The organism is Salmonella sp. SA14318, from assembly GCF_029866905.1.
Taxonomy (GTDB): domain Bacteria; phylum Pseudomonadota; class Gammaproteobacteria; order Enterobacterales; family Enterobacteriaceae; genus Salmonella; species Salmonella enterica.
This window is the reverse complement of record NZ_CP123282.1, coordinates 119,346-143,526: the sequence shown is the minus strand read 5'-3', so window position 1 is coordinate 143,526 and position 24,181 is coordinate 119,346. Positions and strand designations below refer to the sequence as shown.

Genomic DNA, 24,181 nt, shown 5'->3' with positions numbered 1-24,181 from the left:
GCAGAAAACGACCAACCCGTTCTGTGCGGGTTGGGTCGTTTATGCAAACAGTTCCTTACGGCTAGTGGCGACTCAGCTCTTCCTTGCGGGCGCGACCTAATAACGTTAATGCTGCCTCGCGCGCGTTTTTTCCGCAATACAATACTTGATAAATTTCCTCGGTTATTGGCATTTCAACACCAAAACGGTGCGCCAATTCACGAACTTCTTTCGTATTGCGATAGCCTTCGACCACCTGGCCAATCTTATCCTGCGCGCCTTTAACGTCCATGCCCTGGCCAAGCATCATGCCAAAACGACGGTTGCGCGACTGGTTGTCGGTACAGGTCAGCACCAGATCGCCTAAACCCGCCATCCCCATAAAGGTGGCGGGATCGGCGCCAAGCGCTGCGCCAAGCCGCGACATTTCGGTCAGCCCACGCGTGATTAGCGCCGTGCGGGCGTTCGCGCCGAAGCCGATGCCGTCAGACATCCCCGCGCCAATCGCAATCACGTTTTTCACCGCGCCGCCAAGCTGCACGCCGATAAAATCCGCATTGATATAGACGCGAAAACTTTTTCCGCAGTGCAACAGTTGCTGGAGATCGTCGGCAAAGGTCTCATCGGTTGAGGCCAGCGAGATTGCCGTCGGCAAACCCGCCGCCAGCTCTTTAGCGAACGTCGGACCGGAAATCACCGCCAGCGGGATTTGATCGCCTAACGCCTCGCGAGCGACATCCTGCAACAGGCGCCCCGTTTCCGCTTCCAGCCCTTTGGTCGCCCATACCAGACGCGCATCCGGACGCATCAGCGGTTTAATCTGCCGCAGCACGTCGCTGAAAACATGGCTTGGCACCACCACCAGAATGTTACGACTGGCCGCCAGCGCGGTTGCTAAGTCGCTTTCCAGGTGTAACGTATCGGGAAAAGGCACATCGGGAAGGAACGCGACGTTGCAGCGATCGTGCTCCAGGGTCGCGATATGTTTTGGGTCGTGGCCCCACAGGACAACCTGGTGGCCGTTTCTCGCCAGAGTGATGGCAAGAGCGGTGCCGTACGAGCCGGCACCGATGACTGTCATTGACGCATTACTTTGGTTCATCAGGCATCCTGATGTTCTTCAGTACCTTCGCCAGCCTGCTGCTGCAAATAGTTCATGAACAGCGCATCAAAGTTGACCGGCGCAAGGTTCAGTTGTGGGAACGTACCGCGTGAAACCAGACTAGTGATGCACTCGCGAGCATACGGGAACAGAATGTTCGGGCAGTATGCGCCCAGGCAATGCGCCATCTGAGTGCCTTCAATACCGCTGATGGAGAAAATACCGGCCTGCTGAACTTCGCACAGGAACGCGGTTTCTTCCCCCAGGGAAGCCGTTACGGTAACACGCAGCACAACTTCATAAACGTCATCCGCCAGTTGGGAAGATGCCGTATCAAGATCCAGTTTAACCTCTGGCTGCCAATCTTTCTGGAAAACATGCGGTGCGTTTGGCGCTTCGAAAGAAACATCCTTGGTATAGATACGTTGGATCTGGAAAGCCATTTCAGTGTTATTTTGTTCTGACATGTGTAAAACCCTTTAGTGTTGTCCTTAAATACTTGAGTACGCCTTAACGCAACAGCGGATCCAGTCCACCACGCGCATCCAGCGCATACAAGTCGTCACAACCGCCAATGTGCTGTGCATCAATAAAAATTTGCGGAACCGTCGTTCGGCCACTACGTTTGATCATCTCTTCACGCTTCACGGCGTCGCCGTCAATCGCAATTTCCTGGAAACTCACGCCCTTGCTGTTTAACAGCGCCTTTGCACGATGGCAAAACGGACAGGTTGCTTTGGTGTAGATTTCAATATTGGCCATGACTTCGCTCCTGTTTTTTACCCGATGGATCTCATGTCGACGCAAGGGCAAGTCATTCCCCTTGCGCCATGAAAACGACGGGTAATCACTTACCGCGCACCAGAGGCAGATTCTCGCCGCTCCAGCCTGCTACGCCTTCTTTCAACACAAAGACCTTTTCAAAGCCGGCTTTTGTCAGCGCGTTAGCGGATTCCTGGCACTGCATACCTGAACCGTCGACCACGATAATCGGCTTGTCTTTGTGCTTTTCCAGTTCGCCAACATTGTTGGCTTTGATTTCGCTCGGCAGCAAATTGGTCGCGCCAGCGATATGGCCTTTACGGAAATCGTCACGTTGACGTAAATCCACAACAACGGCGTCCTCTTTGTTGATAAGGCGCGTGGCTTCGCCGCGTGTAATCACCTTAACTTTTGAAGTCAGACCTTTGAACGTGGTAAATAAAACCGCCACCAGTAACGCAATCCAGGCGATACTCAGTATGGGATGACGGCCAACAAATTGCATAATTTCTTGCATGGGGGGTAACAACTCCCGACGTAGTGATTAAAAAACCAGGAAAGGAGTATACCTGTGCAGTGGCGCAAATACAGCCAGAGCGTGCACTGGAATGCATTTTTGCGGGGCGCTACGAAAAAAAATCACGCTATTACTTGCCTTCTCACGCCAGCGCGATCCCTTTCTTTGATCTTCTGAGGCTATTTTATCGATTCAGCTGTAGTAAAATTACGCAATTATTTTGTCTATTGAGTATGAGGTTGTCGCAATGTCGGTTTCTAAAAAACCTATGGTACTGGTGATTCTGGATGGCTACGGCTACCGTGAAGAACAGCAGGATAACGCTATCTTAAACGCCAAAACCCCGGTGATGGATGCTCTGTGGGCAAAACGTCCGCATACCCTGATCGACGCATCCGGTCTGGAAGTGGGTCTGCCTGACCGCCAGATGGGCAACTCCGAAGTGGGCCACGTTAACCTGGGCGCAGGTCGCATCGTTTATCAGGACCTGACGCGTCTGGACGTTGAAATTAAAGAACGTACTTTCTTTGCTAACCCAGTCCTGACCAATGCGGTAGACCAGGCGAAAAACGCCGGTAAAGCGGTTCATATTATGGGTCTGCTGTCCGCGGGCGGCGTCCACAGCCACGAAGATCACATTATGGCGATGGTGGAACTGGCCGCAGAGCGCGGCGCAGAAAAAATCTATCTGCACGCCTTCCTCGACGGTCGCGATACGCCGCCGCGCAGCGCTGAAGCCTCGCTGAAAAAATTCGAAGACAAATTCGCCGCGCTGGGCAAAGGCCGCGTGGCGTCTATCGTCGGTCGTTACTACGCTATGGACCGCGACAACCGTTGGGATCGCGTGGAAAAAGCGTATGATCTGATGACCCTGGCCCAGGGCGAATTCCAGGCGGATACCGCTGTGGCTGGCCTGCAGGCCGCTTACGCTCGTGATGAAAACGATGAGTTTGTCAAAGCGACCGTTATCCGCGCCGAGGGCCAGGCTGATGCGGCGATGGAAGACGGCGACACGCTGATTTTCATGAACTTCCGCGCTGACCGCGCGCGCGAAATTACCCGCGCTTTCGTTAACGCTGATTTCGACGGCTTTGCGCGTAAGAAAGTGGTTAATCTGAACTTCGTGATGCTGACCGAATACGCCGCCGACATCAAAACTGCCGTTGCCTACCCACCAGCGTCGCTGGCGAACACGTTCGGCGAGTGGATGGCGAAAAACGACAAAACCCAACTGCGTATTTCCGAAACGGAAAAATATGCGCACGTAACCTTTTTCTTTAACGGCGGCGTAGAAGAACCGTTTGCTGGTGAAGAGCGCATTCTGATCAACTCCCCGAAAGTGGCCACTTATGACCTGCAACCGGAAATGAGCTCTGCAGAATTGACTGAAAAATTGGTCGCGGCGATCGAAAGCGGTAAGTACGACACCATCATTTGTAACTATCCAAACGGCGATATGGTCGGTCATACCGGCGTGATGGAAGCCGCCATCAAAGCGGTGGAAGCGTTGGATAACTGCATTGACCAGGTAACAAAAGCGGTTGAGTCCGTTGGTGGACAACTGTTGATTACCGCGGACCACGGCAACGCGGAGCAGATGCGCGATCCGGCGACCGGCCAGGCGCATACCGCCCACACCAACCTGCCGGTGCCGCTGATTTATGTCGGCGAGAAAAACGTGAAGGCGGTTGAAGGCGGCAAACTTTCAGACATTGCGCCTACCATGCTGTCGCTGATGGGGATGGAAATCCCGCAAGAGATGACTGGTAAGCCGCTGTTCATCGTGGAATAATCCCTCCCCATGAGGGGAAAGGCGATTAACACCATTCAACAGGCCGTGAAACCAAGAACGTTTTCAGTCAGGCCTTTGTTCTACGCCAGCGTACTTAGCGCTGGCGTATTGTTGTGCGCCTTTTCCGCCCACGCGGATGACCGTGATCAACTCAAATCTATTCAGGCCGATATCGCCGCGAAAGAACGCGACGTACGCCAGCAGCAGCAACAGCGCGCCAGCCTCCTGGCACAACTTAAAGCCCAGGAAGAGGCCATCTCGGCCGCAGCACGTAAGCTGCGCGAAACGCAAAGCACTCTGGATCAGTTAAACGCGCAAATTGATGAGATGAACGCCTCAATTGCCAAACTGGAGCAGCAAAAAGCCAGCCAGGAGCGTAATCTCGCCGCACAGTTGGACGCCGCTTTCCGCCAGGGCGAACACACCGGCATTCAGCTTATTCTTAGCGGAGAAGAGAGCCAGCGAGGGCAACGCCTGCAGGCCTACTTCGGCTATCTGAACCAGGCGCGCCAGGAGACTATCGCCGAACTGAAACAGACTCGCGAACAGGTCGCCACGCAAAAAGCCGAGCTGGAAGAGAAGCAAAGCCAGCAACAAACGTTGCTGTATGAGCAGCGCGCCCAGCAGGCGAAGCTGGAGCAGGCTCGTAATGAACGTAAGAAAACGCTTGCCGGACTGGAGTCGTCTATTCAGCAAGGCCAGCAACAGTTAAGCGAACTACGCGCCAACGAATCACGTCTACGCAACAGTATCGCGCGGGCGGAAGCGGCGGCCAAAGCGCGAGCGGAGCGTGAAGCCCGCGAAGCGCAGGCGGTACGCGATAAGCAGCAGGAAGCCTCGCGTAAAGGCAGCACCTATAAGCCGACGGAAAGCGAGCGCTCGCTAATGTCCCGCACCGGCGGTCTGGGCGCGCCTCGCGGTCAGGCATACTGGCCGGTACGCGGCCCGATATTGCATCGCTATGGCGAACGGCTGCAGGGTGAGCTACGTTGGAAGGGGATGGTGATCGGCGCGTCGGAAGGCACCGAGGTCAAAGCCATCGCCGACGGCAGGGTGATTCTGGCGGACTGGCTGCAAGGCTATGGCCTGGTGGTGGTCGTGGAGCATGGTAAAGGCGATATGAGCCTTTACGGCTATAACCAGAGCGCGCTGGTCAGCGTAGGCGCGCAGGTGCGCGCCGGACAACCTATCGCCCTTGTGGGCAGTAGCGGCGGTCAGGGCAGACCCTCGCTTTATTTCGAAATTCGTCGCCAGGGTCAGGCCGTCAATCCACAGCCGTGGTTGGGAAGATAAGTTTTGCCTCAGTTTCGTCGCTCCATTCTCACGCTGGCCACTTTGCTGGCGTTTGCACATCCCGTTTTCGCTGGCAAGCTCGCCATCGTGATTGATGATTTTGGCTATCGCCCGCATACGGAAAACCAGGTTCTGGCGCTGCCGCCAAACATCTCCGTCGCCGTACTGCCCAACGCGCCGCACGCGCGCGAAATGGCAACTAAAGCGCACAATAGCGGGCATGAAGTGTTAATCCATCTGCCGATGGCGCCGCTAAGCAAACAGCCGCTGGAGAAGGATACGCTGCGACCAGATATGAGCAGCGATGAGATCGAGCGCATTATCCGCGAGGCGGTAAACAACGTGCCGTATGCCGTCGGGCTTAATAACCACATGGGCAGCGCAATGACTTCCAGCCTGTTCGGTATGCAAAAAGTTATGCAGGCGCTGGAACATTACAATCTCTATTTTCTCGACAGCATGACGATTGGCAATAGCCAGGCGATGCGCGCGGCATCCGGTACGGGTGTGAAAGTGATCAAGCGCAAAGTGTTCCTCGACGATACGCAAAACGAGGCGGATATTCGCCGTCAGTTTAATCGCGCTATCGAACTGGCCCGTCGCAACGGTTCCGCTATCGCGATTGGTCATCCGCATCCCGCAACGGTTCGCGTGCTGCAACAGATGGTTTATCGCCTGCCGGCGGATATCACCCTGGTACGCCCAGGCAGCCTGCTCAACGAACCGCAGGTAGATACGTCCCGACCTGATTTGACGCCGCAGAAAATTGACGCGCCGCGCAATCCCTTTCGCGGCGTGAAGATGTGCAAGCCGAAAAAACCGCTGCAACCGGTCTACGCTACGCGCTTTTTCAGCGTCATCGGCGAGAGCATTACGCAAAGTTCCGTGGTTGTCTGGTTTCAGCACCAGTGGCAAGGCTGGGGGAAAATCGCCGCGCCTAAAAACATGAGCGCTAAGACAGATTGAGCGCCTTACGGGCCATACGACGGTGCGACAAAGTTTTGTCGCGCCATTGCCACAGCCGGAAAGACCAGATTAGCGTCTGATAAGCCGCTTTCGCGCTGCGGACGTTAGCCATCATCCGTCTATACATGCCAGAAGTAAAAATTTCGGCAATCATACGCTGGCGGGTCAAAATATCAGGTTCTTTACGCACCGCATGACAAACGCGTAACGCTTCCCAGGTAATTTGCTGGCGAAATTCCGGGTAAATCGGAATACGATGGGCATAATCACGATTGAGCTTTTCTAATAATCGCGTAATTTTAATATAATGCCGCTGATAATTAAGATTTTTATTGCCTTGTCTTTGCAAACGGCTTACCGAATTATCATGCAGGAAATATTTATATAATGATTGTTCGGTATAACGTACGCGCGTGGCATTAAACATGACTTCCGTCGACCATAATATGTCCTGATGATGTAGTCCGGGAACGAAAGTAATATTGTTATCGATAATCAGCGCACGTCGATAAACGCCCATCCAGACAACATGCGTCCAGCGCCGCGAGGCCAGCGCCATACGCAACCAATCCGGTCCACTTAATACTCCGGTGGAGCGCAGACGATCGGTCGGAATAGATTGCCAGGCGTGCCCGGTTTTTCGGACGCACCAGTCCGCGTTGCACTGCGCAACGTCCAGATCATCGTTAAGCGCCATGGTCATCAGCGTTTCATACATCTTCGGATAGACCAGGTCATCTGCATCAACAAAGGCGACGTAATCGCCGGTCGCCGCTTGCAGGCCAAGATTACGGGCGACAGATGCGCCAGCATTGGCCTGATGAAGCAGTCGAACATGCGGGTAATGTTCCGCGTAATGTTTTGCTATCTCAACGGAATGATCCGTCGATCCATCATTCACAATAATAATTTCCAGCGCCGACCACGTTTGCGCGATTAACGACGCCATGCAAGCATTAAAATCCGCTCCCGCATTATATAACGGGACAATGATACTCACTTTGGTTTTACTATTTTTCATAACGATTACCAGAAAAACCTTAATTTACCCTGCCTTTATACTGTGGCTCTATTAAGAAACTATTAAGCCGCCATAATTAATTTTTACAGTAAAAAGCAAGCACAAAACTCAGAGTAGAGCGTGACGTTAGCGAGTAAAATAAGAGTAAAGCGCAATTACGAATGCTTGATGTCTATGACAATTCTTTACGGCTTTCCAGATTTTCCCTAACAAAAAAGGTTGGTGAATGACACCAACCTTTTACGATGAAACGTATATCAGACCCGATAAATATCATCGGGTCTCTATACATATTAATCCCAGCTCAGAATAACTTTTCCTGACTGGCCTGAACGCATGGCGTCAAAACCTTTCTGGAAATCATCAATAGAGAAACGATGGGTGATAATCGGTGACAGATCCAGACCGGACTGGATCAGCGCCGCCATTTTGTACCACGTTTCGAACATCTCACGACCATAAATACCTTTAATGAACAAGCCTTTAAAGATAACTTTTGTCCAGTCGATAGACATATCTGATGGCGGAATCCCCAGCATCGCAATACGACCGCCGTGATTCATGGTGTCCAGCATGGTACGAAACGCCGGCGGCGCGCCGGACATCTCCAGACCCACATCGAACCCTTCGGTCATTCCCAGCTCCGCCATGACGTCGTTCAGGCTCTCTTTCGCGACGTTGACCGCGCGGGTGACGCCCATTTTACGCGCCAGCTCCAGACGGTATTCATTGACGTCAGTAATCACCACATGACGCGCGCCGACATGTTTCGCCACCGCGGCGGCCATTACGCCGATTGGCCCCGCCCCCGATACCAGTACATCTTCGCCGACCAGATCGAAAGACAACGCCGTATGCACCGCATTACCAAACGGGTCGAAAATAGAGGCTAAATCATCAGAAATGTTATCCGGGATTTTAAACGCATTGAACGCCGGGATGACCAGGTATTCCGCGAAGCAGCCGGGACGGTTGACGCCCACGCCGGTGGTGTTGCGACACAGGTGAGTACGACCGCCACGGCAGTTGCGGCAATGACCGCAGGTGATATGACCTTCGCCGGAGACGCGATCGCCGATTTTAAAGCCTTTCACTTCCTGACCGATGCCGACCACTTCGCCGACATATTCATGCCCCACGACCATCGGAACCGGGATGGTTTTTTGCGACCAGTCATCCCAGTTATAGATGTGAACGTCAGTGCCGCAGATGGCTGTTTTACGGATTTTAATCAGCAAATCGTTATGGCCGACTTCCGGTTCCGGAACGTCGGTCATCCAGATGCCCTCTTCCGCTTTCAGTTTGGATAACGCTTTCATCTTACATCCTCAGGCAATCACGCCCAGTTGTTTACCAATACGCGTGAACGCGTCTACCGCACGCGTAATTTGCTCAGGCGTATGCGCCGCAGACATCTGGGTACGAATACGCGCCTGACCTTTTGGTACGACCGGATAGAAGAAACCGGTAACGTAAATGCCCTCTTTTTGCAGTTCGCGGGCAAATTTCTGCGCGACAACCGCATCTCCCAGCATTACCGGGATGATGGCGTGATCCGCGCCTGCCAGCGTAAATCCCGCGGCAGACATCTGCTCACGGAACTGCCGGGCGTTCGCCCACAAGCGATCGCGCAGTTCTGCGCCCGCTTCCACCATCTCTAACACTTTAATAGAAGCCGCCACGATCGCCGGCGCCAGTGAATTGGAAAACAGATATGGGCGGGAACGCTGACGCAACCACTCAACGACCTCTTTGCGCGCCGCGGTATAGCCGCCGGATGCGCCGCCTAACGCTTTGCCCAGCGTACCGGTAATAATATCTACGCGGCCCATTACGTCGCAGTATTCATGGGAACCGCGACCGTTTTCGCCGACAAAGCCTACCGCGTGAGAATCATCAACCATCACCAGCGCATCGTATTTATCGGCCAGATCACAGACACCTTTCAGATTGGCGATGACGCCATCCATTGAGAACACCCCGTCGGTAGCGATCAGGACATGACGCGCGCCGGCCTCACGCGCCTCTTTCAGCCGAGCTTCCAGCTCAGCCATATCGTTGTTGGCATAGCGATAGCGCTTCGCTTTACACAAACGCACGCCGTCAATGATAGACGCGTGGTTCAGCGCGTCGGAGATAATGGCGTCTTCCGCGCCCAGCAACGTCTCAAACAAGCCGCCGTTAGCGTCGAAACAGGAGGAATACAGAATCGCATCTTCCATGCCGAGGAAGCTTGCCAGCTTTTGCTCCAGCGCTTTGTGGCTGTCCTGGGTGCCGCAGATAAAACGCACGGACGCCATACCGAAACCGTGGCTGTCCATTCCCGCTTTTGCGGCATTAATCAGCTCAGGGTGATTCGCCAGCCCGAGATAGTTATTGGCGCAAAAGTTAATAACGTGGCTTCCATCCGCCACGGTGATATCCGCCTGCTGCGCAGACGTAATAATGCGCTCTTCTTTAAACAATCCTTCCACCCGGGCGGTTTCCAGATCGTTGGTTAACTGTTTGTAAAAATCCCCACGCATTGCGATTCTCCAGACTGGGCAAATTTCAGCACATATTACCCAAAGCGATACGTTGATACGAGATGACGCGTCATCACTTCTTTAAAATGCAGCATAAATCACGCGTATCCTCACGGGTTATCAGTGAATGGATGAATAGTGTTATGATAAGAGCATTCATGTCTGAGACAGTCTCTGACACCATAATTCAAAGGTTACAGTTATGATCATCGTTACCGGCGGCGCGGGCTTTATCGGCAGCAATATCGTTAAGGCCCTGAATGATAAAGGTATCACCGATATTCTGGTGGTGGATAACCTGAAAGACGGCACCAAGTTTGTAAACCTGGTGGATCTGAACATTGCTGACTATATGGATAAGGAAGATTTCCTGATCCAGATTATGTCCGGAGAAGAGCTCGGCGATATCGAAGCTATTTTCCATGAAGGCGCCTGCTCTTCCACCACCGAGTGGGACGGCAAGTATATGATGGATAATAACTATCAATACTCCAAAGAGCTGCTGCACTATTGTCTTGAGCGCGAAATCCCGTTCCTCTACGCCTCTTCTGCCGCCACCTATGGCGGTCGCACGTCTGATTTCATCGAATCGCGCGAATACGAAAAACCGCTTAACGTTTATGGCTATTCTAAATTCCTGTTTGATGAATATGTGCGCCAGATCCTGCCAGAAGCGAACTCGCAGATTGTCGGTTTCCGCTATTTCAACGTCTATGGACCACGTGAAGGCCATAAAGGCAGCATGGCAAGCGTGGCATTTCATCTGAATACACAGTTAAACAACGGCGAAAGCCCGAAACTGTTTGAAGGCAGCGAAAACTTCAAGCGCGACTTCGTTTACGTGGGCGATGTGGCCGCCGTTAACCTGTGGTTCCTGGAAAGCGGTAAGTCCGGCATCTTTAACCTGGGCACAGGCCGTGCGGAATCTTTCCAGGCCGTCGCCGACGCGACGCTGGCATACCATAAAAAAGGCAGCATTGAATACATTCCGTTCCCGGATAAGCTGAAAGGTCGCTATCAGGCGTTTACGCAGGCGGATTTAACCAATCTACGCAACGCGGGCTATGACAAACCCTTTAAGACCGTCGCCGAAGGCGTCACGGAGTATATGGCCTGGCTGAACCGCGACGCGTAAGTATGAAAATTTTGGTCATTGGCCCGTCCTGGGTGGGCGACATGATGATGTCGCAAAGTCTCTATCGCACGCTTAAAGCGCGCTATCCCCAGGCGATAATCGACGTGATGGCGCCAGCCTGGTGCCGTCCGTTGTTATCGCGTATGCCGGAAGTTAACGAGGCGATACCCATGCCGCTGGGCCACGGCGCGCTGGAAATCGGCGAGCGCCGCAGATTGGGCCATAGCCTGCGAGAGAAGCGCTACGATCGCGCCTGGGTGTTGCCAAATTCGTTTAAATCGGCGCTGATTCCTTTCTTTGCCAATATCCCGCACCGTACCGGCTGGCGCGGCGAAATGCGCTATGGCCTGCTGAACGATGCGCGCGTCCTTGATAAAGACGCCTGGCCGCTGATGGTGGAGCGCTACGTGGCGCTGGCCTATGACAAGGGCGTGATGCGCACGGCGAAAGATCTGCCGCAGCCGCTGCTCTGGCCGCAGCTCCAGGTTAGCGAGGGTGAAAAGTCGCTGATGTGCAGCGACTTTTCACTATCTTCTGAACGTCCTCTGATCGGCTTTTGCCCCGGCGCGGAATTTGGCCCGGCAAAACGTTGGCCGCACTATCACTACGCCGAACTGGCAAAACAGCTCATTAACGAAGGGTATCAGGTCGTGCTGTTTGGCTCGGCAAAAGACCATGAAGCCGGAAATGAGATCCTGGCGGCGCTGAATAGCGAGCAGCAGGCATGGTGTCGCAACCTGGCGGGGGAAACCCAGCTGGAACAGGCCGTCATTCTGATAGCCGCCTGTAAAGCCATCGTCACTAACGATTCCGGGCTGATGCACGTCGCGGCGGCGCTCGACCGCCCGCTGGTCGCCTTGTATGGCCCAAGTAGCCCGGATTTCACGCCACCGCTGTCTCATAAGGCCCGGGTGATTCGTCTCATTACGGGTTATCACAAAGTGCGTAAAGGCGATACGGCGCAAGGCTATCACCAGAGCCTGATCGATATCACGCCGCAGCGGGTTCTGGAAGAGCTTCATTCGCTGTTGTCGGAAGAGGGCGTTTAATGCGGGTTTTGATCGTTAAAACATCATCGATGGGCGACGTATTACATACCCTGCCTGCGCTTACCGACGCGCAACAGGCTATTCCAGGGATTCAATTTGATTGGGTTGTCGAAGAAGGGTTTGCGCAAATTCCGTCCTGGCACAGTGCTGTCGATCGCGTGATTCCCGTCGCTATTCGCCGTTGGCGCAAAGCCTGGTTTTCCGCGCCCATTAAAGCGGAACGCACAGCCTTTCATCGGGCGGTATGCGCATACCAATACGACGCTGTGATTGATGCGCAGGGGCTGGTGAAAAGCGCGGCGCTGGTGACGCGTCTGGCGCATGGGATAAAGCACGGTATGGACTGGAGTACCGCCCGCGAACCGCTGGCCAGCCTGTTCTATAACCGTAAACACCATATCGCAAAGCAACAACATGCGGTTGAGCGGACGCGCGAGCTGTTCGCCAAAAGCCTGGGATACGATAAACCGCAGTCGCAGGGCGATTATGCCATCGCAAAACATTTTCTGCATTGCCAGCAGGCGGTTAGCGATCCGTATGCGGTGTTTTTACATGCCACGACCCGCGATGATAAACACTGGCCGGAAGCAAACTGGCGCGAGCTTATCGGTATGGTGGGCAACACCGGATTACGGATAAAACTTCCCTGGGGCGCGCCTCATGAGGAGGCCCGGGCTAAACGACTGGCCGAAGGCTTTGACTATGTGGATGTGTTACCGCGCATGAGCCTGGAGGAGGTCGCCAGAGTGCTGGCTGGCGCAAAATTTGTCGTATCGGTTGATACCGGCCTGAGCCATCTCACCGCCGCGCTCGACAGACCGAATATTACGCTATATGGCCCAACGGACCCTGGGTTAATTGGAGGTTATGGGAAGAACCAAATGGCATGCTGCTCACCAGAACAGAACCTGGCGAATTTAGATGCCACAAGCGTATTTGGAAAGATTCATTAAAGAGACTCTGTCTCATCCCAAACCTATTGTGGAGAAAAGATGCTAACCACATCATTAACGTTAAATAAAGAGAAATGGAAACCGATCTGGAATAAAGCGCTGGTTTTTCTTTTTGTTGCTACGTATTTTCTGGATGGTATTACGCGTTATAAACATTTGATAATCATACTTATGATTATCACCGCGATTTATCAGGTCTCACGCTCACCGAAAAGTTTCCCCCCTCTTTTCAAAAATAGCGTATTTTATAGCGTAGCAGTATTATCATTAATCCTTGTTTATTCCATACTCATATCGCCAGATATGAAAGGAAGTTTCAAGGAATTTGAAAATACGGTACTGGAGGGTTTCTTATTATATACTTTATTAATTCCCGTACTATTAAAAGATGAAACAAAAGAAACGGTTTCGAAAATAGTACTTTTCTCCTTTTTAACAAGTTTAGGACTTCGCTGCCTTGCAGAGAGTATTCTATATATCGAGGACTATAATAAAGGGATTATGCCATTCATGAGCTATGCGCATCGACATATGTCCGATTCCATGGTTTTCTTATTTCCAGCATTATTGAATATTTGGCTGTTTAGAAAAAATGCACTTAAGTTGGTTTTTTTGGTGCTTAGCGCTATCTATCTTTTCTTTATCCTGGGAACCCTATCGCGAGGGGCATGGTTGGCGGTGCTCATAGTAGGTGCGCTGTGGGCAATACTGAATCGCCAATGGAAGTTAATAGGAGTCGGTGCCATTTTATTAGCCATCATCGGCGCTTTGGTTATCACTCAACATAATAACCAATCAGATTCAGAACATTTACTTTATAAATTACAGCAGACAGATAGCTCATCTCGTTATACTAACGGAACCCAGGGCACCGCGTGGATACTGATTCAGGAAAACCCGATCAAGGGCTACGGCTATGGTAATGATGTGTATGATGGTGTTTATAATAAACGCGTTGTCGATTATCCAACGTGGACCTTTAAAGAATCTATCGGTCCGCATAATACCATTCTGTACATCTGGTTTAGTGCAGGCATATTGGGTCTGGCGAGTCTGGCCTATTTATATGGCGCTATCATCAGGGAAACAGCCAGCTCTACCTTCAGGAAAGCAGAGATAAGCCCCTACAATGCTCATCTCTTGCTATTTTTATCTTTCGTCGGTTTTTATATCGTTCGTGGCAATTTTGAACAGGTCGATATTGCTCAAATTGGTATCATTACCGGTTTTCTGCTGGCGCTAAGAAATAGATAAAAAAACGCGCTGATACTTATTACGGTATCAGCGCGTTTTTCATCATCCGGACTCAATCACTTATCAAACCAGCTTTTCATTTGTTCCTCGAAACGCTGCGCTACATTTTCCCAACTGTATTTTGAAAACACCAGGGATTTTGCTTTTTCGGCAATCTGGTGGCGTTCCTTATCAGCAAGCGCACGGTTAATATCATTAATTATACTTTCGCTCGACATAGGCTCTGCGAGGTGATAGCCCGTTATGCCATCTAACACAAATTCGCTAATCCCCCCTTTTTTGCTGGCAAGAACCGCTTTTCCTGCTGCCATCGCTTCTACAGCCACCATGCAAAATGCTTCTTCAACCTGAGATGGCACAATAACCAGATCGGCTATATGATAGAAGTTATGCATCTGGTCAGGAGATTGCCCCCCAGCCATAATACAATCCGTTCCAATCTCTTTTGCGGCATCCAGTACTTTCTTTTGATACTCTGCTTTTTCACCCTTGCGGCTTGCATAAGGGTCGCCAACAACGGCAAGTTTAATATTACTTCTTAAGGTACGTAATTTTTTGAACGCCTGCAAAAGCAACAGGATGCCTTTATCAGGCGAAATTCTCCCGGCATATAAGAGAACGGTGGCATCTTCCGCAATATTTAATTGCTGACGAAGATTATCTTGTGGGTTTCTTTTATAAGTCTCAGCACAAAAACCATTAGGCACAATACTAACAGCAGCGGCAGGCAATCTTTCTTCATAAAACGCTTTAAGAAACTGACTGGGCACGATAATTTTTGCATCGTTATCAGGAAGTTCTGGTTCAAATGCGTTATGCATGTGCATAACCAGTTTTGCATTTGGATTGCGCTCTCTGATCTGCCGATACAGTTTCATACTATTATGAATAACAATGACGCTATCTTCCTGGGTAGTCACTTTATCTCTAATATTAAGGACGCGCTGGGAATAGGGTAATGGGTCGAGACGAGTCCATTTCTGAAAAAGACGCTTATAAACTTTACTAAACCCAATGTAATGAATATCACAGTTATCGTTTATTTTATTATATTCAGGATAGCCAGCATTCTTTATACAAGCAATAGCATTCGGTATTGATAGTCGTTTTGCAACCTGGTAAATCCAGGTTTCTACCGCAGCCGCGCCACGTGGAGGAATTGAAAATATAGGAGTAACAGTAAATATGATTTTTTTAATCATAATAGCTATAATCCAGAATAGTTAACTTTATAGAAAAAGAAATGTTATAGAAAAAGAAATGCGTGCCGAAGCAACGCAAAATAATGATTTATCTAGTATCTAGACAATTTTATCGTAATATATTTCATCCTCAAGTTCCGAGGCTGTAATATATGGAATAATATCGTAATGAATTGCAGTATCATCTGATAAATTAAAGATATTTAAATCACTCACATTTTTTCTCATAAAAGTAAAAAATGGCAGTATTTTAAACAGGTCTTTACTAAGCTCAGATGGCATAGGGCTGGTAGATTCGTCATAGAAACGTGGGCAACTCCCTGTTAAGTCAAGCCCAGAACATATAATACGGCCATACTTGAGGGAATAGGCAACCTGAATAGCGGTATAAGCAATAGTATGGCAAGAGCAATACCCGATGCTGATATCCTTGCAAAATCCAGCCAGTCTCCCTCTTTTCGAAAGGGGAACTGAAATAAGTAATGCTTTATGAACCCGCTTGAGGATATTAAATTTAATTTTCTTTAAAAAGCCCCCTTTTTCTCGGCGATAAAAGGAGCGAATAATTAAACAGTTTTCTTCAATATATTTTTGATCATCCACTGAAGCCTGTTCGTACACATCAAGATTGACGATAGTAAACTGACTGTTACGGCTAAAGTTATAAAAATCTTCGCGCCGGCGATGGAGGAAGCGAACATCCGTCAGAAGGTACAAAAATGGCTTGACGTTATTGTTTAGCAAATATTGAACAGAACCATTGACTGCAATGACATCTTTCATTCGTAACAAGGACAGCGGCGTCTTTCTGGACGTAGGACCAGAAAGAAAAATAATACAATCTTCAGCCGTTCTTTTCGCAATAAGTTGCAGAACATCGGCGTGAGTTATGAAGTTAACGCTGCCCATAAAAAACTCGTATGTTTATCATGCAACCTATAAATAAATGTTATATTCAATAACTAATATTACATCTCAAATTCTCTCAAGTATGTCATAACGCTGCAGCAAATAAAAGTCAGTCAGCCCCTTAAATTAAACCAAACGTGCTACATTGATCAGCGCTTTTCCTTACCCTTAATACGACGCAAGAAATTTCGAAGTTTTTTCTTATAAATCAATAAGTAAAATCCGATATCTCTCACATTATTTTTGATACCATAATGTCTTTCTAAATCAATACGATCCTTTGCTTTTCGTTGTCTGGAAGGTCTTTTTCCGGACAAATCGATAATTCTGATCTCATTGCCTTGCAGGATAAAGTTACCTTTATGGGGATCGCCCGAAACCATACCATGCTGATGCAGAGAATATATCGACTGTTTGATTTTCCCTCTCACCTCGTCAGAAATTTCTGGCATATCAACAAGTTCAATACCTTCAATATACTCAATTATCATCACGTATGTTTTTACATAGCGTAATGTTTTAATTTCCGCCAGCAGGTAAAAATCATTAAGCGCCGTAAACCCTTCACGCCGCACACGATCTGTCTGATGAAAAAGCTTTTCGTAGTAATCTCCTTTTACTAACGATTTGAAAAAGCGTTCAGTATTTTTTACTTTTGGACTAAATACTTTGAGAATATATTTTCCGTAGTCTGTATTAATCAATACAACTTTTGTATCTTCTATATTACGAAAGACTTTAATAACCTGATGATTATAAGATAGAAAATCTTTGAATATCTCAATGTATTTTTCACCGTCTTTTTTGACAAAGACGGTATAGTTTTTAATCTTTTTTTCAATAATCATAATGGAGATTTGGGGAGGGGAATTATTTGTGGAAAAGTTTACGATAAAGATATGCGCTTCCAGCCATAAGGCCTTTAAAATAATGACCCTGCACGAGAAGATGTTTATATCGCTTCTTAAATTCGACTATGGTACGCGCATCTTTTGCGGGAAAATCCTTCCAGGGCGAGTTCAGTCGTGCATTTTTATAATAGATAACTGAAGGATAATTTGCCCAGGCATGCCATGGTTTTGTAGCGCCCGTATAATGAATTAAAACAGTATTATCATTAATTATATCGCTATATTTTTTATGTGACTTATCTTTCAACTCACTTTTGATAGTATAAATGGTATTATATGGTCGCGGTAGAAAAATGACTTTGTCCTGTAGGAGAATATTCAAAACATCCTGATCGGGATATTTAAAAGAGTCAGCTTCTTTACCTGCCAGAAGTAAAAATGCCTTTTCAGTTAAGGCATTCTCTTTCCATAATTTCAGGTTAACAAAAACCACGCCGGAGTTAAAATAACCACCTTGTAAATTAAATGCTCTTAATCTCTCATTTACCTTATTCTGGATGGAATCAACATCTTTTACGACCGCAGCAATCTTCTCTGTCAAATCAAGTTGTAGAAGATCTTGCAAAGATCCTTTGCATACAACATCGGCATCCAAATAAAGTAAGGTGTTTACCTTCTTGCTGAGATAATCGAAAGCAAATAAACGAAAATACATTGCTCTCGACCATACTTTAGTTTGAGGCAATACTTCAAGGCTTTCTACTTTAATAAGATAAAGAGAAATTTTTATGTGATGCTGTACGGCTAAACGCTCTATATATTTTACAAAACACGGAGAGTATGAGTCACAAATAATGTGAAAAGCGAGCGGGATATTATTGTTTAATACAACTGAAGCGATTGATACCCCCACACCATCAAGATAGTTTTCATCAACACCATAAGAAATGTTTAATACGTTATCATCATTATTATTATTACTTTCATCAAAAACTTTATATTCAGCTATTTCTATCTCAGGAAATGAATCCATTACATCACCTATGGGTTTTATTCAAGAAGTTTACGTTTAAAGTAGGCTATATAGTAATTTATACCCGAAGTATAATGCTTCTGATTAAACATATGCTTTGCCGCATAACGTAACTGATGGCTAGTGACTGGATTTAAAAGTGCACAATGAGACCACGGTGAGTTGCTCTTAGCCTGTAAAAAATATTGTGACACAGGGTAAGCCCCCCAACTATGCCAGGGCTTCGTTGGTCCGATATAATGAACAAATACAGTCTCAGCATCGACTGGATTAATAACTGAATCTTTTAATTCATAGTTAAGACTAAATTGTGTATTAAATTTTTTATCAACAAAACGCGCTTTATTCACTAACAATATATTTAATACATCCTGATCAAGGTGCGTTATGCGCTGTACTACCTCCGGATCTTTTAGCATTTCAATCGCTTTCTTAGAGATATTTTCTGCGGTCCAAAGAGGTATGTTAATTAAAATAAAACCGGCATTAAAATAGCCAGAAACCAGCCCAGGCGTTGCCAGGCTAACCGAGCGCTTAGTCCACCATTCCAACTCGCCTTCAGCAACGACAGCTGCAATCTCATTTTCAGCAAAATTAAGATCAATAAGTTCCTGAATACTCCCCTTACATGCAATATCTGCATCCAGATAAAGTACTCTATCTGTTTTATCTGAAAAATAATCGGCAATAATGAATCTAAAGTATGTTGCATAGGTCCAGTTTTTGGTACTGGGTAGCGATTTTAAGCGCTCACAGTCGATTAGGTAAACAACAATCTGCGTAGCGTACTGTTTTGCTAATGCCTCAAATCGCTGCTGATCTTCAGAGCCAAAGAAATCGGTAAAAACATGGAAAGCTAACGCCTTCTCTGGGTTAGCGAGGAGAACCGATGCAATAGAGACACCACAGCCAAAAAGAAAGTTTTTATCAATCCCATAAGCTATATTAAATTTATCAGCATCACTATGTTGTGCATAGTTATAATCTAAAGTCTGTTGAATGACTTCTTCTTCAAAATATTTTCTGCTCATAGTGATCACTTTTGTAATTTCGAGAATATCGCATTATTAAAATTTTTAAAATATAGCACATCGTAAAATCTCTCAATCGTGCCGGGAATAATATCATGCTGATATTTTACTTCACCAGAAATAACGCGATTAAGGTGTCCTACAAAATCATCTATAGTCCCCGGGGTGTAAAGCTCACCATTCAAACTGGGTTTAATCATATCGCGCGGACCAGACATACAATCAGAACTAATACACGGAATTCCATATGACATTGCTTCCAGCAGGGTCATAGGGAATCCCTCAAATGCAGAGGTAAGTAGTAACGCGGTGACATTTTTTATTTTTTGCTGTACAACTTGCCACGGCGCGCTTTGCCAACCATACCAGATCACACGCTGCTCAATACCAAGCTCCCGACTATAGGACTGGCACTTTTCAAAATCTGAGCCATCACCAATAATATGTAACTGCCATTCCCCTGTCGTACGAGCTAAGCCATCAAATAAATCTTTAACTCTTTTCTGCCCTTCAAATTTAAGACGCCCTACATAGAGAAATACAGCGGGTTTATCGCGCTCAGGCGGCGGCACAATGATTGTTTTAATAGAGACAGGATTATAAACGACGCTAATATCTTGCGCTGAGATACCCCGTGCCATCATCTGTTCTTTAATACCACTACTGATGGCCAGATGATAATCCGCGTACGTTATACATTCTGCATGTTTTTTATGGTCGAGCGAAAAATGCGGCCACGAGAAAATAGTAAACTGTTTACCACTTTTCTTTCGTGCTTTATTGGCATAAAGACATGAGATGACATCAATACATATCACAATATCTGGTGTCGTTTCTTTCAGCCATTGACTAAAATTATAAACATGCTTAGCTCGACGAAGAAAACTTAATTTTATATTTGAGAATGATTGCGCATATTTAATCTCTTTTAGCCATGCTTTATCCATTTTGTCATTACGACAAAAGAAAAACATTTCACAGTTGATCTTCGGAGAGCTATTTTCAAACGTATGGATAACGTTGCTAATAACAGTTTCCATCCCTCCAAAACCGGATACCGCTTCGCCAATAAAAGCTATTTTCATATATACTCCAGAGTTAAAACCTTAATCTAAAGACTTTAGATATTAAATAGCAAAAATAGTAATATAACCCTATAGAGTAATTTTTACCTGACATCTCTCTTTTGGCTTTAAGGCGTATTCAATATCTTTATTATTTTCGATAATGGAATATATTGCCACACCTGCTGGCATTATAAAACCATGATCAAAGCAAAGAGCAATGTCCAGTCTTCTTCCAAAAAAATCATCATGTTGAATTATGTTTTTTTGGTTTGAAATATAACTTTTAATGTTAGACATTCTGTCTATCCTTGTCTCACTCATAAATTACTCACTGAGTGCATAATTATTATAATTACAGATTTTTTCTTATTGTCCTTTCTTTAATTCGAGCGGCTTTAACATCCGCCTGATGAATCAACCCCGATTCTTTTTGCAAAATCTCTCGTAGGGGGAGAGAGAAATACTCACGCATAAACCGGAATATATCTCGCTGAGTCAGGCCAATATTCATTGAAGAAAAATAAAGCCCAATTAAATCTTTGTCACGCCAGCGAAGGGGAACGCGCTGGCGTATCTGCGCGCGATGCAGGTCGATTACGGAGATTTTTAAATCCTCTTCGCGACCAGTGAAAGGTAAATGCAGAAGAAAGTGGCAAATATAACAGTCGCGATGGTTAATTCCCCCGGCGTGCATTTTACGTACCATAGTCGCAACACGCTTAATGATCATCCACTTCACCTGCGCGTCCGGTGGATTAACAGCCCAGTCAGCACAGTAGTCTTCAAGGCTAATGGTAGGCGTTAAATCTTCGGTGATAATAAATGATGTTCTGGTTAGCGGGTTTACGCCTTTTTCACCAAAACCAACGCCGTGCATCGTATCAACGCCCAGCTCATGTAGACGATGAATAGCGTGCCATTCTCTGTCAGCGCCCAGAACAGGCATACGTAACGAAATCAGGTTCTTCACAATTTCTTTCAGCGAAGTGCCTTTATGCCACTTCAGGAAGTAGCTTTTACCGTCCAGCTCAAACCGCAATGTTCGACGCGTCTCCAGCTCTCTGAACACTTCGCCCTGTAACGTTTTCACTTCCTCAAAAGCATCTTTACCGCGCCATAGTGTGGTTAACGGCGCTTTCAGCTCAACCATCTAAATCACCTGTAATAATATCCGCGGCCTTCTCCGGTAAGCTGTATAAATCCTGGGTATCAGCATAATACCGCGCATTTTCAGCCCAGGCGTTGCGTAAGGAAGGCTGTGTCAGCGCTTTGAGTAAAACCTCATTTAGCGCATCCTGGCGGAATGGTTCAGTCATCGCTTCGCCACAGTTGGCATCCACAATATAATGTGCATAACCGCACACCGCGGTTGTCAGCACCGGCAAACCAGCAGTAATGGCTTCCAGCAAAACAATACCAGCAGCTTCCTGATAGGCTGGGTGCAGTAAAAGGTCGGCTGCCGCCATTAACTCCGCGATATCATTACGTCCGGAGAAAAAATGCACATTCGTGCCGACGCCGCTTCTTTCAGCCAGTGCTGCAAACTTCTTCGGCTTATCCTGCCCGACAACATAGAGCACCGTATTTTGCCGTAAAGATTCGGGTAGCGATGCCAGCGCTTCAATAGAGCGATCCACACCTTTACGGGTAAAGTCAGACCCTACTTGCAACAGTAATTTTTGCTGTTCTGAGATACCATTTTTCTGACGATAAATTTGACGACTGTTCGGGATCTGTTGGCTATATTTTCTGTCCGGGTAAATCCCCGGAGGAAGAATATGGAAACGCTCCGCTTCAGTCTGATAATGTTTTTGGAAGTCAGCAATCTGCTTATTCGTCAGCATTAATAGTTGCGTCGGCTTGCCGTGTTCAAACGTGGCGCGTTCAAAAGCAGCATAATGCCGATAGCGTGATGTCAGGCGATAGAAAAAACCTTTTTCCTGTGCGACTTTTTCGGCATAACACACGTCTGCGGCGTAATACACATCAAGGCCCGGCATCTTATTGAATCCAACCACCCGATCGACAGGATGGTCACGCAAATGGTGTTGCACCCAGGCATAATATTCTGCGTTACGACCGTGGTTCGTCCGGGATTTAACCGGCACGCGGATTAATTCAAAGTTATCCGGGCATTCCCCTTCCCATGACTGAGTATAAACACGAACCTGATGACCTCGCGCCGCCACGGTTTGGGCAATGCGCATAAAATCACGCTGCAGACCGCCAAAAGGAAAATACTTATATAAGCAAAAGGCAACTCTCATAGCAGGCTGTCCAAATCTATGGTGCGTGCCTCATGCGGCAGCATTTTTTCCGTCGCGGCGATAACATCTTCAGCCGGAATCACGGAAAGGTATTTTTTATTACGATCAAGCTCATGCCGTTCAGGCATCGGCTGATAATTGCCTGCCCAAAACTGAATGATGTCGTCGGTCCAGGGACGCCAGAACACATGATCCGTCGCGCCGAAAAGGCAAATGACCGGCGTTTTGACTGCTGCGGCAATATGACCAGGGGCCGAATCAACGCCGATAAAGAGATCCGCATGGTCAATCAACGCGCCCAATTCAGGAAAGCGAGTTTTACCCGCCAGACCAGTAACCGGTTTTGTTTCACAGCCGCGTGCAATAGCATCCACGCAGGCCATCTCGTCTGCGGCCGGGCCTGACGTCAGTACAACTTGATAACCGCGGCGCTGCACGGCATCAATAACCTGAGAGAATTTATCATTATCCCAGCACTTAAATAACTGCCGTGCCGTAGGCTGAATAACAACATATTGTCGGGTCACACCAAGTTGTTTGAGCTGTTGTCGCATGTTTTCCCAATGTTCCGGGCGATAGCTCATGGTGGTTTCCGTGACATACTGTTTTAGCGCTAACGGCTTTAGCGCGGATAATGTGCGCTCAACAGCATGTTCTCCCGCATAAGGTACTAAATGCGTAAAGCTTTTTTTCCATAAAGCAGACTGACGATTACCGAAATCCTGCGAGATTTTTATTTTTGCGTTTAAAAAACGCACAATAAGCGCCACGCTCCACTGATCGGTGAGATTGACGACCAGATCATACGAGTTAGCACGCAATTTTTTGATTAACGATAGCGCGTTTTTGATCTTCTCTTTTGTTCCTGCGCCTTTGTTACTGATGCCGTAGAGTGCATTAATCTCCGGATTTTCCGACAATATCGGTATGGTGTTCTGGTAAAGAAGCACATCGATTTTTGCATCGGGATAATTCTGCTTCAGCGTGCTGATGACAGGAGTGGTAAGTAACATGTCTCCATGAAAACGCATTTTTATAATCAGAATTCTTCGAAATGGCTTTTCCACAAGCGACTCTTTGGTTGAAATTGTCCGGATAAATAAGCAGAAAAAAGCACGCTACCGCCCCAGGCTTCACAGCAACCCGATGGCTAATATCGCACTCATTTTAGATGCGCTAGTGTAACACTTCTTTCGCAGCAATCCGATACGAATAATTTTTATACACAATCATTTTTTTAATCATAAATTCAAAGAGATATTAATTTATCCCTCTCTTGTGAATGGTCATTCCCATTGTCTGGGGCGACAAGGGCGGCAAATTTCAATGGATTGCGTAAAAATGCAAAAATAATGGGGTTCAGCGCCAGGAATCCTCGCTTCTGAGCCAATTTGGCGCAAAAATGGGAAAAGTAATGGTAAAGCCCAGGCTAAATACATAGAATCCCCAGCACATCCATAAGTCAGCTATTTA

The 24,181-nt window shown here is 47.6% G+C and carries 24 protein-coding genes; 7 read left to right on the top strand and 17 right to left on the bottom strand.

The window, feature by feature from the left end; genetic code table 11:
- Window positions 1–61 precede the first annotated feature (61 nt).
- The 4 genes from gpsA to QEN32_RS00675 all read right to left on the bottom strand — a co-directional run bounded on the left by gpsA (window position 62) and on the right by QEN32_RS00675 (window position 2,360).
- Entirely contained in the window at window positions 62–1,081 is a 1,020-nt protein-coding gene (gpsA, locus tag QEN32_RS00690) for an NAD(P)H-dependent glycerol-3-phosphate dehydrogenase (RefSeq protein ID WP_001076596.1), read from the bottom strand.
- The gene (gene secB / locus QEN32_RS00685; protein WP_000003370.1) at window positions 1,081–1,548 is read right to left on the bottom strand and encodes a protein-export chaperone SecB; all 468 of its coding nucleotides are present in this window, start codon (window positions 1,546–1,548) and stop codon (window positions 1,081–1,083) included. Before secB ends, gpsA begins: the two co-directional genes overlap by 1 nt.
- Window positions 1,549–1,591: 43 nt before the next feature.
- A complete protein-coding gene (grxC, locus tag QEN32_RS00680; RefSeq protein ID WP_001273795.1) occupies window positions 1,592–1,843 on the bottom strand; it encodes a glutaredoxin 3 in 252 nt (83 codons plus the stop codon).
- Between the two features lie 85 nt (window positions 1,844–1,928).
- Complete coding sequence (locus QEN32_RS00675) at window positions 1,929–2,360, bottom strand: rhodanese-like domain-containing protein (protein ID WP_001156179.1); 432 nt, start codon at window positions 2,358–2,360, stop codon at window positions 1,929–1,931.
- A 247-nt stretch (window positions 2,361–2,607) separates the two neighbouring features.
- On the opposite strand from QEN32_RS00675, the gene gpmM reads away from it, so the two are divergent.
- From gpmM to QEN32_RS00660, 3 genes are read left to right on the top strand one after another with little or no spacing between them, the layout of a single operon-like run.
- Entirely contained in the window at window positions 2,608–4,152 is a 1,545-nt protein-coding gene (gene gpmM, locus QEN32_RS00670) for a 2,3-bisphosphoglycerate-independent phosphoglycerate mutase (protein ID WP_000116575.1), read from the top strand.
- A gap of 33 nt (window positions 4,153–4,185) precedes the next feature.
- Window positions 4,186–5,445: a murein hydrolase activator EnvC gene (gene envC / locus QEN32_RS00665; protein WP_058814511.1), complete on the top strand. Its 1,260-nt coding sequence runs from the start codon at window positions 4,186–4,188 to the stop codon at window positions 5,443–5,445.
- Between the two features lie 3 nt (window positions 5,446–5,448).
- Window positions 5,449–6,411, top strand: a complete 963-nt coding sequence (locus QEN32_RS00660) for a divergent polysaccharide deacetylase family protein (RefSeq protein WP_001135512.1) — start codon at window positions 5,449–5,451, stop codon at window positions 6,409–6,411.
- Here the strand turns inward: QEN32_RS00660 and QEN32_RS00655 are convergent.
- The 3 genes from QEN32_RS00655 to kbl all read right to left on the bottom strand — a co-directional run bounded on the left by QEN32_RS00655 (window position 6,398) and on the right by kbl (window position 9,957).
- Entirely contained in the window at window positions 6,398–7,432 is a 1,035-nt protein-coding gene (locus QEN32_RS00655) for a glycosyltransferase (RefSeq protein ID WP_079954270.1), read from the bottom strand. The two genes, QEN32_RS00660 and QEN32_RS00655, sit on opposite strands and share 14 nt — an antisense overlap.
- Window positions 7,433–7,725: 293 nt before the next feature.
- Window positions 7,726–8,751, bottom strand: a complete 1,026-nt coding sequence (gene tdh, locus QEN32_RS00650; protein WP_000645990.1) for an L-threonine 3-dehydrogenase — start codon at window positions 8,749–8,751, stop codon at window positions 7,726–7,728.
- A gap of 9 nt (window positions 8,752–8,760) precedes the next feature.
- Window positions 8,761–9,957 (bottom strand): glycine C-acetyltransferase, encoded by a 1,197-nt coding sequence (gene kbl / locus QEN32_RS00645; protein ID WP_001213800.1) that lies wholly within the window; start codon window positions 9,955–9,957, stop codon window positions 8,761–8,763.
- A gap of 202 nt (window positions 9,958–10,159) precedes the next feature.
- Between kbl and rfaD the strand changes: the two genes are divergently transcribed.
- From rfaD to rfaL, 4 genes are read left to right on the top strand one after another with little or no spacing between them, the layout of a single operon-like run.
- Window positions 10,160–11,092, top strand: coding sequence for an ADP-glyceromanno-heptose 6-epimerase (rfaD, locus tag QEN32_RS00640; RefSeq protein ID WP_000587771.1), 933 nt, complete (start codon window positions 10,160–10,162; stop codon window positions 11,090–11,092).
- A gap of 2 nt (window positions 11,093–11,094) precedes the next feature.
- Window positions 11,095–12,141, top strand: a complete 1,047-nt coding sequence (gene rfaF, locus QEN32_RS00635) for an ADP-heptose--LPS heptosyltransferase RfaF (protein ID WP_000699196.1) — start codon at window positions 11,095–11,097, stop codon at window positions 12,139–12,141.
- The gene (gene rfaC / locus QEN32_RS00630) at window positions 12,141–13,094 is read left to right on the top strand and encodes a lipopolysaccharide heptosyltransferase RfaC (protein WP_001264617.1); all 954 of its coding nucleotides are present in this window, start codon (window positions 12,141–12,143) and stop codon (window positions 13,092–13,094) included. The genes rfaF and rfaC overlap by 1 nt, the downstream gene beginning before the upstream one ends.
- 39 nt (window positions 13,095–13,133) lie before the next feature.
- On the top strand, window positions 13,134–14,348 hold the full coding sequence (rfaL, locus tag QEN32_RS00625; RefSeq protein ID WP_023242050.1) for an O-antigen ligase RfaL: 1,215 nt from the start codon (window positions 13,134–13,136) through the stop codon (window positions 14,346–14,348).
- Window positions 14,349–14,404: 56 nt separating this feature from the next.
- Here rfaL and QEN32_RS00620 read toward each other — a convergent pair whose 3' ends face one another.
- The 10 genes from QEN32_RS00620 to rfaQ form a co-directional block, all read right to left on the bottom strand.
- On the bottom strand, window positions 14,405–15,550 hold the full coding sequence (locus tag QEN32_RS00620; protein WP_265322189.1) for a lipopolysaccharide N-acetylglucosaminyltransferase: 1,146 nt from the start codon (window positions 15,548–15,550) through the stop codon (window positions 14,405–14,407).
- A 99-nt stretch (window positions 15,551–15,649) separates the two neighbouring features.
- Window positions 15,650–16,459, bottom strand: a complete 810-nt coding sequence (gene waaZ, locus QEN32_RS00615; RefSeq protein WP_000536017.1) for a 3-deoxy-D-manno-oct-2-ulosonate III transferase WaaZ — start codon at window positions 16,457–16,459, stop codon at window positions 15,650–15,652.
- 149 nt (window positions 16,460–16,608) lie between these two features.
- Window positions 16,609–17,307, bottom strand: a complete 699-nt coding sequence (gene rfaY / locus QEN32_RS00610; protein ID WP_000582810.1) for a lipopolysaccharide core heptose(II) kinase RfaY — start codon at window positions 17,305–17,307, stop codon at window positions 16,609–16,611.
- 22 nt (window positions 17,308–17,329) lie between these two features.
- Window positions 17,330–18,343, bottom strand: coding sequence for a lipopolysaccharide 1,2-glucosyltransferase RfaJ (rfaJ, locus tag QEN32_RS00605; RefSeq protein WP_000376873.1), 1,014 nt, complete (start codon window positions 18,341–18,343; stop codon window positions 17,330–17,332).
- Between the two features lie 17 nt (window positions 18,344–18,360).
- Window positions 18,361–19,374 (bottom strand): lipopolysaccharide 3-alpha-galactosyltransferase, encoded by a 1,014-nt coding sequence (waaO, locus tag QEN32_RS00600; RefSeq protein ID WP_000088487.1) that lies wholly within the window; start codon window positions 19,372–19,374, stop codon window positions 18,361–18,363.
- Window positions 19,375–19,379: 5 nt separating this feature from the next.
- Complete coding sequence (gene waaB, locus QEN32_RS00595) at window positions 19,380–20,459, bottom strand: lipopolysaccharide 1,6-galactosyltransferase (protein WP_265322188.1); 1,080 nt, start codon at window positions 20,457–20,459, stop codon at window positions 19,380–19,382.
- 69 nt (window positions 20,460–20,528) lie between these two features.
- The gene (locus QEN32_RS00590) at window positions 20,529–20,738 is read right to left on the bottom strand and encodes a hypothetical protein (protein WP_076736033.1); all 210 of its coding nucleotides are present in this window, start codon (window positions 20,736–20,738) and stop codon (window positions 20,529–20,531) included.
- 55 nt (window positions 20,739–20,793) lie between these two features.
- Complete coding sequence (gene rfaP, locus QEN32_RS00585) at window positions 20,794–21,591, bottom strand: lipopolysaccharide core heptose(I) kinase RfaP (protein WP_000229830.1); 798 nt, start codon at window positions 21,589–21,591, stop codon at window positions 20,794–20,796.
- Window positions 21,584–22,708 (bottom strand): glycosyltransferase family 4 protein, encoded by a 1,125-nt coding sequence (locus QEN32_RS00580; RefSeq protein WP_001261577.1) that lies wholly within the window; start codon window positions 22,706–22,708, stop codon window positions 21,584–21,586. Before QEN32_RS00580 ends, rfaP begins: the two co-directional genes overlap by 8 nt.
- Window positions 22,705–23,775, bottom strand: coding sequence for a lipopolysaccharide core heptosyltransferase RfaQ (gene rfaQ, locus QEN32_RS00575; protein WP_001526672.1), 1,071 nt, complete (start codon window positions 23,773–23,775; stop codon window positions 22,705–22,707). Before rfaQ ends, QEN32_RS00580 begins: the two co-directional genes overlap by 4 nt.
- Window positions 23,776–24,181 lie beyond the last annotated feature (406 nt).